Origin of the sequence: Stenotrophomonas oahuensis, assembly GCF_031834595.1 — a bacterium.
GTDB lineage: Bacteria > Pseudomonadota > Gammaproteobacteria > Xanthomonadales > Xanthomonadaceae > Stenotrophomonas > Stenotrophomonas oahuensis.
In genome coordinates, this window is record NZ_CP115541.1 from 3358099 (window position 1) to 3373439 (window position 15341).

General features: G+C 65.9%; 15 protein-coding genes. 9 read left to right on the forward strand and 6 right to left on the reverse strand.

Translation table 11 applies throughout. The annotated features are described in order from the left end of the window. The first annotated feature begins 124 nt into the window (after nucleotides 1-124). From ispG to PDM29_RS15020, 3 genes are all read left to right on the forward strand, one after another. Nucleotides 125-1390 (forward strand): flavodoxin-dependent (E)-4-hydroxy-3-methylbut-2-enyl-diphosphate synthase, encoded by a 1266-nt coding sequence (gene ispG, locus PDM29_RS15010; protein ID WP_311190879.1) that lies wholly within the window; start codon nucleotides 125-127, stop codon nucleotides 1388-1390. Next, nucleotides 1371-2114 carry a phosphatase PAP2 family protein gene (locus PDM29_RS15015; RefSeq protein WP_311190880.1) on the forward strand — a complete coding sequence of 248 codons (744 nt, stop codon included), beginning with the start codon at nucleotides 1371-1373 and terminating at the stop codon, nucleotides 2112-2114. The genes ispG and PDM29_RS15015 overlap by 20 nt, the downstream gene beginning before the upstream one ends. A gap of 197 nt (nucleotides 2115-2311) precedes the next feature. Beyond that, nucleotides 2312-2959, forward strand: coding sequence for a response regulator (locus tag PDM29_RS15020; protein WP_311190881.1), 648 nt, complete (start codon nucleotides 2312-2314; stop codon nucleotides 2957-2959). A gap of 199 nt (nucleotides 2960-3158) precedes the next feature. Here the strand turns inward: PDM29_RS15020 and eda are convergent, their stop codons facing one another. The 5 genes from eda to zwf all read right to left on the reverse strand — a co-directional run bounded on the left by eda (nucleotide 3159) and on the right by zwf (nucleotide 9200). After that, nucleotides 3159-3818: a bifunctional 4-hydroxy-2-oxoglutarate aldolase/2-dehydro-3-deoxy-phosphogluconate aldolase gene (eda, locus tag PDM29_RS15025; protein ID WP_311190882.1), complete on the reverse strand. Its 660-nt coding sequence runs from the start codon at nucleotides 3816-3818 to the stop codon at nucleotides 3159-3161. 252 nt (nucleotides 3819-4070) lie between these two features. After that, nucleotides 4071-5987 carry a phosphogluconate dehydratase gene (edd, locus tag PDM29_RS15030; protein ID WP_311190883.1) on the reverse strand — a complete coding sequence of 639 codons (1917 nt, stop codon included), beginning with the start codon at nucleotides 5985-5987 and terminating at the stop codon, nucleotides 4071-4073. A 50-nt stretch (nucleotides 5988-6037) separates the two neighbouring features. Then, on the reverse strand, nucleotides 6038-6760 hold the full coding sequence (pgl, locus tag PDM29_RS15035; protein ID WP_311190884.1) for a 6-phosphogluconolactonase: 723 nt from the start codon (nucleotides 6758-6760) through the stop codon (nucleotides 6038-6040). Further along, nucleotides 6757-7764, reverse strand: a complete 1008-nt coding sequence (gene glk, locus PDM29_RS15040) for a glucokinase (protein WP_311190885.1) — start codon at nucleotides 7762-7764, stop codon at nucleotides 6757-6759. The genes pgl and glk overlap by 4 nt, the downstream gene beginning before the upstream one ends. Beyond that, nucleotides 7761-9200: a glucose-6-phosphate dehydrogenase gene (zwf, locus tag PDM29_RS15045; RefSeq protein WP_311190886.1), complete on the reverse strand. Its 1440-nt coding sequence runs from the start codon at nucleotides 9198-9200 to the stop codon at nucleotides 7761-7763. Before zwf ends, glk begins: the two co-directional genes overlap by 4 nt. A 354-nt stretch (nucleotides 9201-9554) precedes the next feature. On the opposite strand from zwf, the gene PDM29_RS15050 reads away from it, so the two are divergent. Then, the gene (locus tag PDM29_RS15050) at nucleotides 9555-10649 is read left to right on the forward strand and encodes an ABC transporter ATP-binding protein (RefSeq protein WP_311190887.1); all 1095 of its coding nucleotides are present in this window, start codon (nucleotides 9555-9557) and stop codon (nucleotides 10647-10649) included. Nucleotides 10650-10729: 80 nt separating this feature from the next. Here the strand turns inward: PDM29_RS15050 and ygfZ are convergent, their stop codons facing one another. After that, complete coding sequence (gene ygfZ / locus PDM29_RS15055; RefSeq protein ID WP_311190888.1) at nucleotides 10730-11602, reverse strand: CAF17-like 4Fe-4S cluster assembly/insertion protein YgfZ; 873 nt, start codon at nucleotides 11600-11602, stop codon at nucleotides 10730-10732. A gap of 39 nt (nucleotides 11603-11641) precedes the next feature. Between ygfZ and PDM29_RS15060 the strand changes: the two genes are divergently transcribed. The 5 genes from PDM29_RS15060 (at nucleotide 11642) to PDM29_RS15080 (ending at nucleotide 15321) form a co-directional block, all read left to right on the forward strand. Then, complete coding sequence (locus PDM29_RS15060) at nucleotides 11642-11815, forward strand: DUF1674 domain-containing protein (RefSeq protein WP_125360152.1); 174 nt, start codon at nucleotides 11642-11644, stop codon at nucleotides 11813-11815. A 56-nt stretch (nucleotides 11816-11871) separates the two neighbouring features. After that, on the forward strand, nucleotides 11872-12264 hold the full coding sequence (sdhC, locus tag PDM29_RS15065) for a succinate dehydrogenase, cytochrome b556 subunit (RefSeq protein WP_311190889.1): 393 nt from the start codon (nucleotides 11872-11874) through the stop codon (nucleotides 12262-12264). Further along, complete coding sequence (gene sdhD, locus PDM29_RS15070; RefSeq protein ID WP_311190890.1) at nucleotides 12261-12647, forward strand: succinate dehydrogenase, hydrophobic membrane anchor protein; 387 nt, start codon at nucleotides 12261-12263, stop codon at nucleotides 12645-12647. Before sdhC ends, sdhD begins: the two co-directional genes overlap by 4 nt. Before the next feature lie 31 nt (nucleotides 12648-12678). Further along, entirely contained in the window at nucleotides 12679-14469 is a 1791-nt protein-coding gene (gene sdhA / locus PDM29_RS15075; protein WP_311190891.1) for a succinate dehydrogenase flavoprotein subunit, read from the forward strand. A gap of 66 nt (nucleotides 14470-14535) precedes the next feature. Then, complete coding sequence (locus PDM29_RS15080; RefSeq protein WP_125360148.1) at nucleotides 14536-15321, forward strand: succinate dehydrogenase iron-sulfur subunit; 786 nt, start codon at nucleotides 14536-14538, stop codon at nucleotides 15319-15321. Nucleotides 15322-15341: the final 20 nt, after the last annotated feature.

Genomic DNA, 15341 nt, shown 5'->3' on the forward strand with positions numbered 1-15341 from the left:
GGGTGTCCATCGTATGCGCTGGCGCGCCGCACCGCCTGCGACAATCGGCCGCATCGCGCCCGGATGCCCGCCAACGGATGAATGGGGGTGCGCCATTGCGCCGTGGCAGAGCGTAAAATGGGGCATGCACGACGCCGTCTCCAAACCGACCGAACCCTCTGACTCCACCGTCTGGACCCGCCGCCAGACCCAGGCCGTGTCCATCGGCGGGGTCGTCGTGGGCGGGGGACGCCCGGTGGTGGTGCAGTCGATGACCAACACCGACACCGCCGACGTCGCTTCCAGCGTGAAGCAGGTCGCCGAGTTGTGGCGGGCCGGTTCGGAAATGGTGCGGCTCACCGTCAACAATCCCGAATCGGCTGCCGCCATCCCGCGCATCGTGGAAAAGCTGCAGATGATGGGCATCGACGTCCCGCTGATCGGTGACTTCCATTACAACGGCCACCAACTGCTGACCCAGGAACCGGCCTGCGCCGAAGCCCTGGCCAAGTACCGCATCAACCCGGGCAACGTCGGCTTCGGCAAGAAGAAGGACACCCAGTTCGCGCAGCTGATCGAGTTCGCCATCCGCTACAACAAGCCGGTGCGGATCGGGGCCAACTGGGGTTCGCTGGACCAGTCGCTGGCCGCGCGGTTGATGGACGAGAACAACCACCGCGAAAAGCCATGGGATGCCGGCCGCGTGCTGCGTGAGGCGCTGATCCGTTCGGCGTTGGACTCGGCCCACACCGCCGTCGAACTCGGCCTGCCGCGCGACCGCATTGTGCTGTCGGCCAAGGTCAGTGGTGTGCAGGAACTGATCGCGGTGTACCGCGACCTGGCCCAGCGTTCGGATTTCGCCCTGCACCTCGGCCTGACCGAAGCCGGCATTGGCAGCAAGGGCATCGTCGCCTCGTCGGCGGCGCTGGCGGTGCTGCTGCAGGAAGGCATCGGTGACACCATCCGCATCTCGCTGACTCCCGAGCCCGGGCAGTCGCGCACCCAGGAAGTGATCGTCGCGCAGGAACTGCTGCAGACCACCGGGCAGCGCGCTTTCACGCCGCTGGTCACCGCATGCCCCGGCTGCGGTCGCACCACCTCCGAGTTCTTCCAGGAGCTGGCGAAAGTGGTACAGAACCACGTGCGCGAAAAGATGCCGCTGTGGAAGGTGCATCACCCGGGCGCGGAAAACATGACCCTGGCGGTGATGGGCTGCGTGGTGAATGGTCCCGGCGAATCGCGGCATGCCAACATCGGCATCTCGCTGCCCGGCACCGGCGAAGCCCCGTCTGCGCCGGTGTTCGTCGATGGTGAGAAGTCGGTCACACTTCGCGGCGAGAACATCGCCCAGGACTTCGTGACCCTGATCGACGAATACGTCGAACGAAAGTATGTCCGAAGCGCAGGATAAGCCGCCCGCACTGGGTACGCCGGAAGCGGCGTCCGGTGTGCGTCACTGGCTGGCGCACAATGCGTGGCGGTTCGTACTGCTGTTCGTCGGCGTGCTGCTGCCGCTGGCGGCGTTCGTGGAACTGGCCGACGAAGTGCATGAATTCGAGGAATTCCACTTCGATGCGCCGTTGCTGTGGAAGATGCACGCGGTGTCCACTCCGTGGCTGGACAGCTTCTTCGTATTCATTTCGAAGATCGGCTATCAGTGGGGCGTGATTCCCGGCGACATCCTCATCGTGCTGGCACTGCTCGGCTTCCACCGCTGGCGCGAGGCGGCCTTCGCCGCCATCAGTTTCAGCGGCTCGGCCTTGCTCAACCTGGGCAGCAAGCAGTTCTTCCAGCGTGATCGCCCCAGTCTGTGGGAATCGATCGCCCCGGAAAGCACCTACAGCTTTCCCAGTGGCCACGCGATGGGCTCGGCCACCCTGGCTGCCGTCGTCATCCTGCTGGCCTGGAACACCCGCTGGCGTTGGCCGGTGCTGGCGGGCGGGCTGGTGTTTGCCGGCCTGGTCAGCCTCTCCCGGGTCTATCTCGGCGTGCATTACCCCTCTGACATTCTCGGCGGATGGTGTGCCGCACTGGTTTGGGTGGTAGGGTGCTTTCTTGTGATGTTCCGCCGCGGCCATCCGTGGCACCGGCGGCAAGGTCCCACCCGGGGAGCGGGTGGGCCGGAAACGGCATGATCGAAGGGCTGATTTCACATGCTGTGATGGCCCTGGTTCAAGCGTGGCGCGCAGGCCGCAAGGCTTAGTGGCGCAGACGTTGCAAGGGGATGTGTGGTGAGCTCTGGCGGGTACGGGCGGGGAGCCTGTTTCCTTGTTATCGCAATATCGCGCGGCTAGGCTTGCCCCGAACGCAGTAGATGAACAAGGGTGCGTAGATGACGATTCGAGTGTATCTGGTGGACGATCACGCGCTGGTGCGAACCGGCATGAAGATGATTCTGTCCAATGAGACCGACATCGAAGTGGTCGGCGAAGCCGAGTCTGGTGAAGATGCACTGCCGGACATCCGCCAGCTGCGCCCCGACGTGGTGCTGTGCGACCTGCACCTGCCCGGTGTCAGCGGCATGGAAGTCACCGAACGGGTGATCCGCGGCGACCATGGCACCCGCGTCGTCATCGTCTCCGTACTCGAAGACGGCCCCATGCCCAAGCGCCTGCTTGAAGCCGGTGCCTCCGGTTACATCGGCAAGGCCTGCGATGCCCAGGAACTGCTGCGCGCCGTGCGCGACGCCGCATTGGGCCGCCGTTACCTCGGCAGCAGCATTGCCCAGAACATCGCCCTGGCCAACGTTGAAGGCAGCCAGTCGCCGTTCGACACCCTGTCACCGCGCGAGTTGGAAGTCGCCCTGCTGCTCACCCAGGGCCTGCGCCAGGAAGACATCGCCAAGCGCCTCAGTCTCAGCGCCAAGACGGTCAACACCCACAAGGCCCGTCTGTTCGAGAAGATGGGCATCCAGGACAACATCGCCCTGGCTCGCATGGCGAGCCAGTACGGATTGGTCGACCCCGCGCAGACGTTGTGATCCGTAGTGACACGCCATGCGTGTCTGCTTTTCGTTGCGGCGTCATGAACATCTGACGCCGGGTTTCGATCATCGCTAAGCGTTGGACGCATGTTCGCATCCGCCTGGACAAGCCTTCGGACACTTGTGCCGCGCTGCGCGCGGTTGACGCGCATGGCGCGTCACTACGAATTGCTACGTGCGCAGGACGATGGCGTTGTTAGCGTGTGCGAACGCGGCTGACGATCTGCGCGGCGGCCGCGGCGCTGGTCTTGACCTTTTCCCAGTCGCCGCTTTCGATCCAGTTGTTCGGCACCATCCACGAGCCGCCGATGCAGACCACGTTCTTCTGCTCCAGATACTCGGCCGCCGTCGTTTCAGTAATGCCGCCGGTCGGGCACAGCTTCAGATCCGGAATCGGCCCCGCCAGTCCCTTGATCATCGCCAGCCCGCCCACCGCCGACGCCGGGAACAGCTTGCACACCCGGAAGCCGCGCGCGTAGAGCGCCAGCAGTTCCGTCGGCGACGCCGCACCCGGCACCACCGGCAGCGGGGCCGCCGCCAGCGCATCTGCCATGTGCGCCGGCGTACCCGGCGTCACCAGGAAATCCGCGCCGGCATCAATCGCCTGCTGCATCTGTTCCACCGTCAGCACCGTGCCCGCGCCCACCACCACATCCGGCAGTTCGCGCTTGAGCATCGCCAGCGCTTCCATCGCCACCGGCGTACGCAGGGTCAGTTCGATCGCCGGCAGACCACCTTCCAGCAGCGCCGCGCTGACCGCGCGCGCCTGTTCGAGGGTGTGCACGGTGACCACCGGCAGAATGCCGGCGGCGTGGAGCAGGGATTCAGCGCGTTGTTGATGTGCGGCGATGGTCATGGAGAAGTATTCCGTCATTGTGCGAGGCCGTATGCGGCCGAGCGTTGTGAGAATGCGTGGGCCGGCCAACGGCCGGCGCTACCGGGGAGGCGCAGCGATGTGTCGAGAGGTAGCGGCGGGGGCCCTTTCCGGGACCGTCCAAAACATGGATGTTTTGGACGAGCCCCCATGGATGGGTTCACGGCGTGTCCCGGAAAGGGCCCCCGCCGCTGCCTCCACCGTGAAACCCACCGCCGCTCTTCGCGACAGAAATCAGGCGTCCTTCGCCTCATGCGGTGCAGCCGCCGCCGAAGCGCCGCCGCCCAGTTCGTACTCGGCGTCGTAGTTCCAGATGTCGCCGTCTGCGGCTGCCGGGCCACACGAGATCGAGATCGCGCCCTGGTCCGCCGGACCCACCATGCGGCGGTTCAGCGCGAACAGATTGCGGCCCATGTCGTGACCTGCCGGTGCCGTGTTCGGCGCCAGCTCGCGTGCCGCGAATTCCGCCGCGTCCACCAGCACCTCCAGCGTGCCCGCTTCGCCGTCCAGACGGATCATGTCGCCCTCGCGCACCCGCGCGATGGCACCGCCACGCGATGCCTCCGGGGTCAGATGGATCGCCGCCGGGAACTTGCCCGACGCACCCGACAGACGGCCGTCCGTCACCAGCGCCACGCGTCGACCCTGGTTCTGCAGCAAGCCCAGCAGCGGGGCCAGCGAATGCAGCTCCGGCATCCCGTTCGAACGCGGCCCCTGGTAGCGCACCACCGCCACGAAATCGTGCGGCAGCACGCCCGCTGCATGCAGCTTGTTCAACACCTGCGGCGCATCCACCACCACCGCCGGCGCTTCGATCGTGCGGTACTGCGGCTTCACCGCCGACAGCTTGATCAGCGAACGCCCCAGGTTGCCGCGCAGCAGGCGCAGGCCACCCTGGGCCTCGAACGGCTCCGCCACCGGACGCACCACCTCCAGGTCTGCGCTTTCCGTGATGCCCTCGATCCAGGTCAGGGCACCGTCGCGCAGCGCCGGGTCCTGCGTGTACTGGTGCATCCCGGTTTCCGCCACCGTCACCAGGTCCGCATGCATCAGCCCCGCGTTGATCAGCTCCCGGAACACGAATGCCGTGCCGCCCGCCGCCGCAAAGCGGTTCACGTCCGCCTCGCCGTTCGGGTACACCCGCGCCAGCAGCGGAATCAGCTGCGACAGCTCGTCCATGTCGTCCCAGGTCAGTACGATGCCCGCCGCCCGTGCCACCGCGATCCAGTGGATCGTATGGTTGGTCGAACCGCCCGTCGCCATCAGCGTGATCACCGCATTGATGATCGCCTTCTCATTGATCAGCCGGCCCAGCGGACGGAAATCGTCGCCCAGTGCCGTGATCTCCAGCGCGCGCTGTGCCGCATGGCGGGTCAGTGCATCGCGCAGCGGTGTGCCCGGGTTTACGAACGATGCGCCCGGCAGCTGCACGCCCATCGCTTCCAGCAGCGTCTGGTTCGAGTTGGCCGTGCCGTAGAACGTGCACGTGCCCACCCCGTGGTACGACGCCGCTTCCACTTCCAGCAGCTCCTCGCGGGTTGCTTCACCGGCCGCGTAGCGCTCGCGCACCTCCGCCTTCTGCTTGTTCGGAATACCCGGGGTCATCGGGCCCGCCGGCAGGAACACCGCAGGCAGATGGCCGAACGCCAGCGCACCGATCAGCAGGCCCGGCACGATCTTGTCGCATACACCCAGATACACCGTGGTGTCGAACATGTCGTGGCTCAGCCCGATCGCCGTCGACTGCGCGATCACATCGCGCGAGAACAGCGACAGCTCCATGCCCGCCCGGCCCTGGGTCACGCCGTCGCACATCGCCGGCACGCCGCCGGCCACCTGCGCGGTCGCACCCAGCGAGCGTGCGGTCTCGCGCAGGATCTCCGGGTAATGCTCGAATGGCTGGTGCGCCGACAGCATGTCGTTGTACGCAGTGATGATGCCCAGGTTGGGCGTCACGCCGCCGCGCAGGCGCGACTTGTCGGTCGGACCGCAGGCCGCGAAGCCGTGCGCCAGGTTGCCGCAGCTCAGGCGCGAACGGAACGGGCCGTCGCGCAGCGCGGCATCCACGCCGGCCAGGTAGGCCGCGCGCGAGGCGGCGCTGCGCGCGATGATCCGCGCGGTGATGGCTTCAAGTTGGGGATGCAGGCTCATTGGCTACCGGCTATGAGTGGGGAACGCAGTAAAGGAAGGTCGGTCACGGGTCAGTCGCACCAGTGGATGCGCAGCTTCGGGCCGTCCATGTCGATGGCGTTGAGGATGGGATAGAGCTGGGCATTGTTGCTTTCCAGTGCCTGCTTCAGCACTTCCAGCTTCTGCTTGCCGCGCAGCAGCAGCAGGCGCTGGCGGCACTTGCGCAGCCCATGCGGGGTCAGTGTGATGCGCAGCGGCCACTGGTTCGCGCCCGGGCAACCGGTGGCGTCCAGCGCGGCGTAGGGCAGGGTGCTTTCCAGCGCACGACCGAGGTCCTTCGAACCCGGGAACAGTGATGCGGTGTGGCCGTCATTGCCCATGCCCAGCACCGCCAGCGTCGGCGACTGCGAATGCTGGGCCTGCAGGTTGGCGGTGTACACACACTCGGCAATCGGCTTGCCAACCCGCACCAGCGGATCGAAGTGCGCGCTCTCGGCGCGCTTGAGGAAGCTCTCGCGCACCAGCCAGGCATTGCTGTCGCGGTCGTTAGGCGACAGCCAGCGCTCGTCGACCAGGCTGACTTCAACCCGGTCCCAGTGCACGTCCAGTTCGGCCAGCGCCTGGTACACCGGGGCCGGCGTGGTGCCGCCGGACAGCAGCAGGCGCGCACGGCCGGTTTCGCGGATGTCCAGATTCAGGCTTTCCGCCATCTCGTTCGCAACCGCTTCAATCCAGGCATCGGCTTCGCCGTGACGGATCAGTTCGAAGCGTTCAGAAGTGTCGAGTCGGTTCATGCAGTGCCTCCCGGCAGATCGCGTTCGATGTCGGCGGCATACGCAGCCGCGCCCAGCAGGCCCGCATGGCGGTGCATCACCGCCAGCGACGGCACCCGCGACATGATCGAAGAGAAGCGGCCCTTGTGTTCGAAGCGCTGGCGGAAGCCGGAATGCTGCAGTGAATCGAGCATCTTCGGAACCAGGCCGCCGGTCAGGAACACGCCGTCCCAGGCACCCTGGATCAGCACCAGGTCGCCGGCAATGGCACCGAACACCGCGCAGAACACGTCCACCGAACGCATCGCCTGCGGATCGCCCTGCAGCGCACGCGCGGTGACATCGGCCGGCTGCAGCAGGCCCGGATCGAAACCGGCCATCTCGCACACCGCGCGGTGGATGTTGACCAGGCCGGGGCCGCAGATCAGACGTTCGTTGGAGACCCGGCCGAACTGCTCGGACAGGATTTCCAGAATGCGGATTTCCTCCGGCGTGCCCGGCGGGAAGCTGACGTGGCCGCCTTCGGTTTCCAGCGGATAGCAGCGGCCGTGGCGCAGAATCAGACCGCCCACGCCCAGCCCGGTGCCCGGGCCGATCACCGCATAGTTGCGCGGCTGTCCCGGCTTGCCTGGCACCCACGCCGCGCCGCCCACCTGGACCACGTCGCTGGGCTGCAGCAGTGAGATCGCCATCGCCTGCGCGGCAAAGTCGTTGATCAGGTGCAGCTGGCCGAAGCCGAGCATGTGTGCGGTGCGCGCACGCGAGATCACCCACGGGTGATTGGTGATGCGCGCTTCGTCACCGTCAACGCGGCCGGCCACCGCGAACACGCCACGGTCGGCGTCGGCCCCGATCTGTTCCAGGTAATGCCGTGCGGCGTCACCCAGTGAAGGGAAGTCGGCCACCGCGAATTCGCGCACGGTGTCAGCCAGCAGCGGTGCCGCCTGCTGGGTGTCAGCCAGTGCGAAGCGGGCGTTGGTGCCGCCAATGTCGGCGACCAGCGCCGGAAGGCTGGCGACCGTCATGCCGGATCCTTGCGGCCAGCATCCGCGTCCACGTCGGCCGGCAGGAAGCCGGCCGCTTCGGTCGGACCCCACTGGCCGGCGGGGTAGGGCTGCAGCGGCAGCGGCGCGGCCTTCCAGGCTTCGCTCACGCTGTCGATCCACGCCCATGCCGCGCGCACTTCGTCGTCGCGCACGAACAGCGCGTGGTTGCCGTTGAACGCATCCAGGAACAGGCGCTCATAGGCGATGCGGCGGTGCAGGCCGGTCGGGACGGACAGCTCCAGTTCCAGCGGGTGCAGTTCCAGTGCGCCCCATTCCGGGCCGGCCAGGCTGCTCATCAGGCCGAGCTCGATGTTTTCCTGCGGCTGCAGCTGGAAGGTGATGCGGTTGGGCGTGGCGTTGCCGCGATGCGGACGCTCGAACAGCCAGTGAGTGACCGGCTTGAGCGTGACCACCACGCGCGTGGTGCGCTCGGGCAGGCGCTTGCCGGTAACCAGATGGAACGGCACGCCCGACCAGCGCCAGTTGTCGATATGTGCGGTGACGCCAGCGAAGGTTTCCACGTCGCTGCCTTCCGGCGGCTGGTAGGCCTGCGCCGGCTGGCCATTGATGCTGCCGGCGGTGTAGCGGCCGCGCACGCTGTCGCGCGCGGCGTGCTTGGCATCCAGCGGACGCAGGGCACGCAGCACCTTGACCTTCTCGTCGCGCACGCGGTCGGCTTCCAGCGACGCAGGCGGTTCCATCGCAACCAGGCACAGCAGCTGCAGGATGTGGCTCTGGACCATGTCACGCAGCGCGCCGGAGCGCGCGTAATACGCATCGCGTCCATCCACGCCTTCGCTTTCGGCGACCAGGATGTGCACCGACTCGATGTAGTTGCGGTTCCACACAGCTTCCAGCAGCGTGTTGCCGAAGCGCAGCGCGATCAGGTTCTGCACCGCGGCCTTGCCCAGGTAGTGGTCGAGGCGGAACACACGGTCTTCGTCGATCCACTGGCCGATGGTGGTCAGGATGTGTTCGGCGCTGGCGCTGTCGCTGCCGATCGGCTTTTCCAGCATCAGGCGCGCCGGCGCGGCGAGCGCGCCGCCCAGGGCCAGGCCCTCGCAGGTGGAGATGTACAGGCCCGGCGGAATGGCCAGGTAGCTCACGCACTGGCGGTGCACCAGGTCGCGGACCGAGTCGGCCACCGACTGCGGATCGCGCAGGTCGACCGAACGGTAGTCAATGCGCTGCAGCAGCGACTGGATGTCATCCTGGCTGGCCTGCGGCATGGCCTGTTGCAGGCGCGGGCGCAGGATCTCACGGAAGGCCTCGGTGTCATGCGGCGACAGCGCCAGTGCGCGGACCTTGAAGTCTTCCGGCAGCAGGCCATCGCCGAGCAGGCGCAGCAGTGAGGGGAACAGGTAGCGTTGGGCAAGGTCGCCAGTGGCGCCAAACAGGAAGAGGGTGTCGTGCATCGCTCGAGTTTCAGATCCGGGTGACATCGTTGTCAATCGCTTCTCGTCTATGTTCTCGGGGGTGTTGCTGGTGGCGCTGTCCGATTGCTGCAGGTGCAACATGAACAGGCGCGTACCCGCCCATCATGGGCCAAACACCGCTGCAATCGGGAGACTGTCGTCTCATCCGCGCACACCGGTGAAGACCGAACCAAGGATACTGCCACGTGAAAACGTTTACATGGCAGAATGCGCAGACTGTATTCGATTGCAGTGGTCGCCGTCATGCGGCACCACGCCATCGACCTGCCATCGGGAGGGCCGAAGGCAGTTCCGCACAACAGCCCGGAGAACGGGCGGACTGGAATGGGTGATATGGCAAAAGTGCAGTTGCAGGGCGTGCGCAAGGTGTACGACAACGGCCAGGTGGCCGTGCAGGGAGCCACCTTCGAAGTGGCCGACGGCGAATTGATGGTGCTGGTGGGACCGTCCGGCTGCGGCAAGTCGACCCTGCTGCGCATGGTGGCGGGCCTGGAAGAGATCAGCGGAGGCACCCTGACCATTGGCGACAGGGTGGTCAACGACGTGGCCCCCAAGGACCGTGACATCGCCATGGTGTTCCAGAGCTATGCCCTGTACCCGCACATGACCGTGGCCGAGAACCTGGCCTTCGGGCTGAAGCTGCGTGGCCACGACAAGGCGACCATCGCCAAGCGGGTCAACGAGGCGGCACAGACTCTGGGCCTGACCGAGATGCTGGACAAGCTGCCCAAGGCCATGTCCGGCGGCCAGCGCCAGCGCGTGGCGCTGGGGCGCGCACTGGTGCGCGAGCCGGCGGTGTTCCTGCTGGATGAGCCGCTGTCCAACCTGGACGCCAAGCTGCGCCACAGCGTGCGCACGGAAATCGCGCAGCTGCATCGCAAGCTCGGCACCACCATGATCTACGTGACCCACGATCAGGTTGAAGCGATGACCCTGGGGCAGCGCATCGTAGTGCTCAAGGACGGCATCATCCAGCAGATCGACACGCCGATGGCGCTGTACGACCGCCCGGCCAATCTGTTCGTGGCCGGCTTCCTTGGCAGTCCGGCGATGAACGTGCTGCGTGGCACGCTGGAACGCGGCAGCGAAGGGCTGGTGGTGGCACAGGCGTCGCTGCGTGCGCCGCTCGGCGATGCAACAGTGGATGCGGCGTGGGTTGGCAAGTCGATTGCCGTGGGCGTGCGCCCGGAGCATCTGCAGCCGGCAGTGGCCGGTAGTGCGCAAGGCTTCGATGCCGAGATTGAAGGCATTGAACCGGTCGGCAACGAGATCTTCGTCAACATGCGCCACGGCGATCAGGCGCTGGTGATGCGCGTGGCACCGCAGGTGCTGCCGGCGGTGGGGGAATCGATCCGGGTGGCGATCCAGCCACAGGGGCTGCATTTCTTTGATGCCGAGTCTGGCGAGCGGTTGAATCACGACGCGTGATCGCGCAGGTCACGACCAACGGTCGTGACCTACCGGGGCTGCCTCATGGGTGGGTCACGACCGTTGGTCGTGACGCCGGTTCAGCGCGCCAACCCGTCCAACAACGGCACGGAATGCGCCTCCATACCGCCCACACTCAACGCGCCCTCGGCCAGCTCCAACGGCAACACCGCCAGCACCAGATCACCGGCCACGCTGGCCACGGTCCCGATCGCGGCATCGTTCTGTTCCACTGACGCCCCACTGGCCGCGCCGTCGCCCACGCGCAGCAACTGCAGCGCACGCTTGGCCTTGCCCAGGAAGTGCGTGCGCGCCACGATCTCCTGGCCCGGGTAGCAGCCCTTTTTCACGCTGTAGCCGTTCAACCGGTCCAGGCCCAGCTGCTGCGGCGTCCAGGCTTCCAGTTGATCAGCCTCCAGGCGGGGCAGCCCGTAGCGCAGGTCGGACTGACGCCAGGCCAGTGCAAAGCTCGCGTCTTCAGCCAGCGTCGCCTCGGCGGGGCCGATCCACAGCGAGCGCGGCAACGCGTCGCTGCCGACATCCAGCTCCAGGATCTGGTCATTCTGCGCAAATGCGGCCCCGCTGGCCGTCTCCGGCGCAGTGAAGCTGCCGGCAACGCTCAGGTCATCGCGCAGTTCCACTTTCAACTTGCGGCGGAACACGAAGCGCTGCAACTGCGACGCAATCGCATCCACATCGCCATCCGCCAGCACCAGCATTACGTGATCGTCCTCGACCCGCAGCAGCTGGAACACCGCCAGCGTGCGGCCTTTCGGGCTCAGCCAGGCGCTCCACTGCCAGTGCCGTAGGGGCAGGGCGGTGACGTCGTTGGCGAACTGGGCCTGGGCAAACACCACGGCATCGGGGCCGCGCAGGCTGAGCAGACGGTGACCGGGAAGACGCGTAAACGCGCCGGTAAGACCATTGGATGGCAGGGGCAGGTTGTCAGGCACGTGAACGGGGTCTAAAATTTGTGCGTTGCGAGACCACCCATGATAGGCCAAACAACCCCCACTCCCGACGTCGAACCTGAAGCCCCGCTGGTACCGGAGGAGCATGCGCTCGTCCCGACCCCGGCACCGGCTCCGGAATTTGGCGGCCGCGGCGGACTCGATCCGGTGCGGTATGGCGATTGGGAGAAAAACGGACGCTGCATCGATTTCTGATCAGCATTGAGCCAACGCGGCATTGCGCCGCCCAGCCGAGACAACGAGCCCAGCGAATGGCCGCCAGAGAACGTCCCCTTTCCCCGCACCTTCAGGTGTATCGCTGGCAGATCCAGATGGCCACCTCGATTCTTCATCGAGCGACCGGCATCTTTCTGTCTGTTGGAGCCCTGATCATCGCCGGCGGCCTGCTCGCCCTGATGATGGGTCCTGAATCCTGGAACTGCTTCACCGGTCACGCCGGTGCTTGGTATGGAAAGCTGTTCCTGTTCGCATGGACGTGGTCGTTTGCCTATCACTTCTGCAATGGCATCCGCCATATCGTGCAGGACTTCGCCATTGGCTTCAGCATCCCGGCCTTCGTGCGCAGCAGCTGGATCTCGGTGTTTGCCTCGCTGGTGATCACCGCGCTGGTCTGGGCCTATGTGTTCGTCGGAGGTGCCGCATGAGCAAGTTCCGTACTCCGCTGAAGAACGTGCGTGGCCTGGGTGCCGCCAAGACCGGCACCGAGCACTTCGTGCACCAGCGCCTGACTGCCACTGCGCTGATTCCGCTGACCCTGTGGTTCCTGGTGTTCGTGCTGAGCCTGGTCGGTTCGGACTACGCGGCCGCCACCGAAGCGGTGTCCAAGCCTTGGAATGCAGTGCTGCTGGTCGGCTTCCTGATCGCCATGTTCTGGCATGCGCAGCTCGGCCTGCAGGTCGTGCTGGAAGACTACATCCACAACTCGCTGCTGGCCCTGGCGCTGCAGACCACGGTGAAGTTCATCGCCGTGCTCGGCGCGATCGTCAGTGTTTTTGCGGTCGCCCGCATTGCGCTCGGCGTTGCCTGAGTCCAGGCACCAAGACAGGAATCCAGATTAGATGTCCGCTTACAAGATTACTGAACACAAGTACGACATGGTCGTGGTCGGTGCCGGCGGTGCCGGTCTGCGCGCCACGTTCGGGCTTGCCGCCAAGGGCCTGCAGACGGTCTGCCTGACCAAAGTCTTCCCGACCCGCTCGCACACCGTGGCCGCGCAGGGCGGTATCTCCGCCGCGCTGGGCAACATGGGCGAAGACGACTGGCGCTACCACTTCTACGACACCATCAAGGGCTCGGACTGGCTGGGCGACCAGGACGCCATCGAGTACATGTGCCGTGAGGCCATTCCGGCCATCATCGAGCTGGAACACTACGGCGTGCCGTTCAGCCGTACCGAAGAGGGCAAGATCTACCAGCGCCCGTTCGGTGGCATGACCACCAAGTACGGCGAAGGCCCGGCGGCGCAGCGTACCTGCGCGGCGGCTGACCGTACCGGCCACGCCATGCTGCACACGCTGTACCAGCAGTCGCTGAAGCACGACGCGCGCTTCATGATCGAGTACTTCGCGCTGGACCTGATCTTCGATGAAGAAGGTGCCTGCCGCGGCGTGCTGGCGCTGGACATGGCCGATGGTTCGCTGCACCTGTTCCGCGCCCAGGGCGTGGTGCTGGCCACCGGCGGTTACGGCCGCGCCTACTTCAGCGCCACCTCGGCGCACACCTGCACCGGCGACGGTGGCGGCCTGGCCATGCGTGCCGGCATCGCCATGCAGGACATGGAGTTCGTGCAGTTCCACCCGACCGGCATCTACGGTGCCGGCTGCCTGATCACCGAGGGTGTCCGCGGTGAAGGCGGCATTCTGCGCAACAGCAACGGCGAGCGCTTCATGGAGCGCTATGCACCGCACTACAAGGATCTGGCGTCGCGCGACGTGGTCGCCCGTTCCATGACCATCGAAATCCGCGAAGGCCGCGGCGTTGGCGAGCACAAGGATCACATCCTGCTCGACCTGACCCACCTCGGCCCGGGCGTGATCGACGAAAAGCTGCCCGGTATCGCCGAAAGCGCCCGCATCTTCGCCGGCGTCGACGTGCACAAGCAGCCGATCCCGGTCATCCCGACCGTGCACTACAACATGGGCGGCATTCCGACCAACTTCCACGGTGAAGTGGTGCGCAAGGTCGGCGACAACAACGATGCCGTGGTGCCGGGCCTGTACGCGATCGGCGAAGCCGCCTGCGTGTCGGTGCATGGTGCCAACCGCCTCGGTTCGAACTCGCTGCTCGACCTGGTGGTGTTCGGTCGTGCGGTGGCCAACCGCTGCGCGGAAACCATCAAGCCGGGTGCGGCGCACAAGCCGCTCGCTTCGGACGCCTGCGACAAGGCGCTGGGCCTGCTCGACAAGCTGCGTTACGCCAACGGCGACACCCCGACCTCGGTGATCCGCGACAACATGCAGCGCACCATGCAGGCGGACGCGGCCGTGTTCCGCACCAGCCAGACGCTGAAGGAAGGCTGCGAGAAGATGGCCACCGTGTTCGATTCGTTCCAGGACGTGAAGGTCAGCGATCGCTCGCTGGTCTGGAACTCCGATCTGATCGAGACCTACGAGCTGAACAACCTGCTGCTCAACGCAGTGGCAACGATCAACTCGGCCGAACAGCGCAAGGAAAGCCGCGGCGCACACGCGCACGAGGACTTCCCGGACCGCGACGACGTCAACTGGCACAAGCACACGCTGGTGCACGTGGACGACAAGGGCAAGTGCAGCTTCGACTACCGTCCGGTGCACATGTACACGCTGACCGATGAGGTTGCCGTGGTGCCGCCGAAGCCGCGCGTGTACTGATCGCGATCCCGACTACCGAGCATCCGCGCCTTCGGGAGCGGGCCGCCTGAGCCAACGAGAACAGCCATGGCCGAGTTTTCCCTGCCAAAGAATTCCAAGATCACGAAGGGCAAGCACTTCCCCGCCAAGACCGGCGGCAAGAACCTGCGCACCTTCAAGGTCTACCGCTGGAGTCCTGATGACGACAGCAATCCGCGCACCGACACCTACGAGATCGATCTGGACGCTTGCGGCCCGATGGTTCTGGACGCGCTGATCAAGATCAAGAATGAAATTGATCCGACCCTGACCTTCCGTCGTTCGTGCCGCGAGGGCATCTGCGGTTCGTGCGCGATGAACATCGACGGCACCAACACGCTGGCCTGCACCCGCGCCATTGCCGACTGCGGCAAGGCCGAAGTGCCGATCTACCCGCTGCCGCACATGAGCGTGGTCAAGGACCTGGTGCCGGACCTGACCCACTTCTACGCGCAGTACGCCTCGATCAAGCCGTGGATCCGCACCCAGACCCCGGCTCCGCCGGACCGTGAGCGCCTGCAGTCGCCGGACGACCGCAAGAAGCTGGACGGCCTGTACGAGTGCATCCTGTGCGCCTGCTGCTCGACCAGCTGCCCGAGCTACTGGTGGAATGGCGAGCGTTACCTGGGCCCGGCGATCCTGCTGCAGGCCTACCGCTGGATCATCGACTCGCGCGATGAAGACACCGGTGCGCGCTTGGACGATCTGGAAGATCCGTTCAAGCTGTACCGCTGCCACACCATCATGAACTGCGCCCGGACCTGCCCGAAGGGCCTGAACCCGGCGCTGGCCATTGCCGAGATCAAGAAGCTGATGATGGCGCGCCGCGCCTGATGATGGCCGGGTTGTCCGGC

Excerpts from the sequence above, each read along its gene's own strand:
- ispG (WP_311190879.1), top strand. The coding sequence starts at position 125 with ATGCACGACGCCGTCTCCAAACCGACCGAACCCTCTGACTCCACCGTC.
- PDM29_RS15015 (WP_311190880.1), top strand. The coding sequence starts at position 1,371 with ATGTCCGAAGCGCAGGATAAGCCGCCCGCACTGGGTACGCCGGAAGCG.
- PDM29_RS15020 (WP_311190881.1), top strand. The coding sequence starts at position 2,312 with ATGACGATTCGAGTGTATCTGGTGGACGATCACGCGCTGGTGCGAACC.
- eda (WP_311190882.1), bottom strand. The coding sequence starts at position 3,818 with ATGACCATCGCCGCACATCAACAACGCGCTGAATCCCTGCTCCACGCC.
- edd (WP_311190883.1), bottom strand. The coding sequence starts at position 5,987 with ATGAGCCTGCATCCCCAACTTGAAGCCATCACCGCGCGGATCATCGCG.
- pgl (WP_311190884.1), bottom strand. The coding sequence starts at position 6,760 with ATGAACCGACTCGACACTTCTGAACGCTTCGAACTGATCCGTCACGGC.
- glk (WP_311190885.1), bottom strand. The coding sequence starts at position 7,764 with ATGACGGTCGCCAGCCTTCCGGCGCTGGTCGCCGACATTGGCGGCACC.
- zwf (WP_311190886.1), bottom strand. The coding sequence starts at position 9,200 with ATGCACGACACCCTCTTCCTGTTTGGCGCCACTGGCGACCTTGCCCAA.
- PDM29_RS15050 (WP_311190887.1), top strand. The coding sequence starts at position 9,555 with ATGGCAAAAGTGCAGTTGCAGGGCGTGCGCAAGGTGTACGACAACGGC.
- PDM29_RS15060 (WP_125360152.1), top strand. The coding sequence starts at position 11,642 with ATGATAGGCCAAACAACCCCCACTCCCGACGTCGAACCTGAAGCCCCG.
- sdhC (WP_311190889.1), top strand. The coding sequence starts at position 11,872 with ATGGCCGCCAGAGAACGTCCCCTTTCCCCGCACCTTCAGGTGTATCGC.
- sdhD (WP_311190890.1), top strand. The coding sequence starts at position 12,261 with ATGAGCAAGTTCCGTACTCCGCTGAAGAACGTGCGTGGCCTGGGTGCC.
- sdhA (WP_311190891.1), top strand. The coding sequence starts at position 12,679 with ATGTCCGCTTACAAGATTACTGAACACAAGTACGACATGGTCGTGGTC.
- PDM29_RS15080 (WP_125360148.1), top strand. The coding sequence starts at position 14,536 with ATGGCCGAGTTTTCCCTGCCAAAGAATTCCAAGATCACGAAGGGCAAG.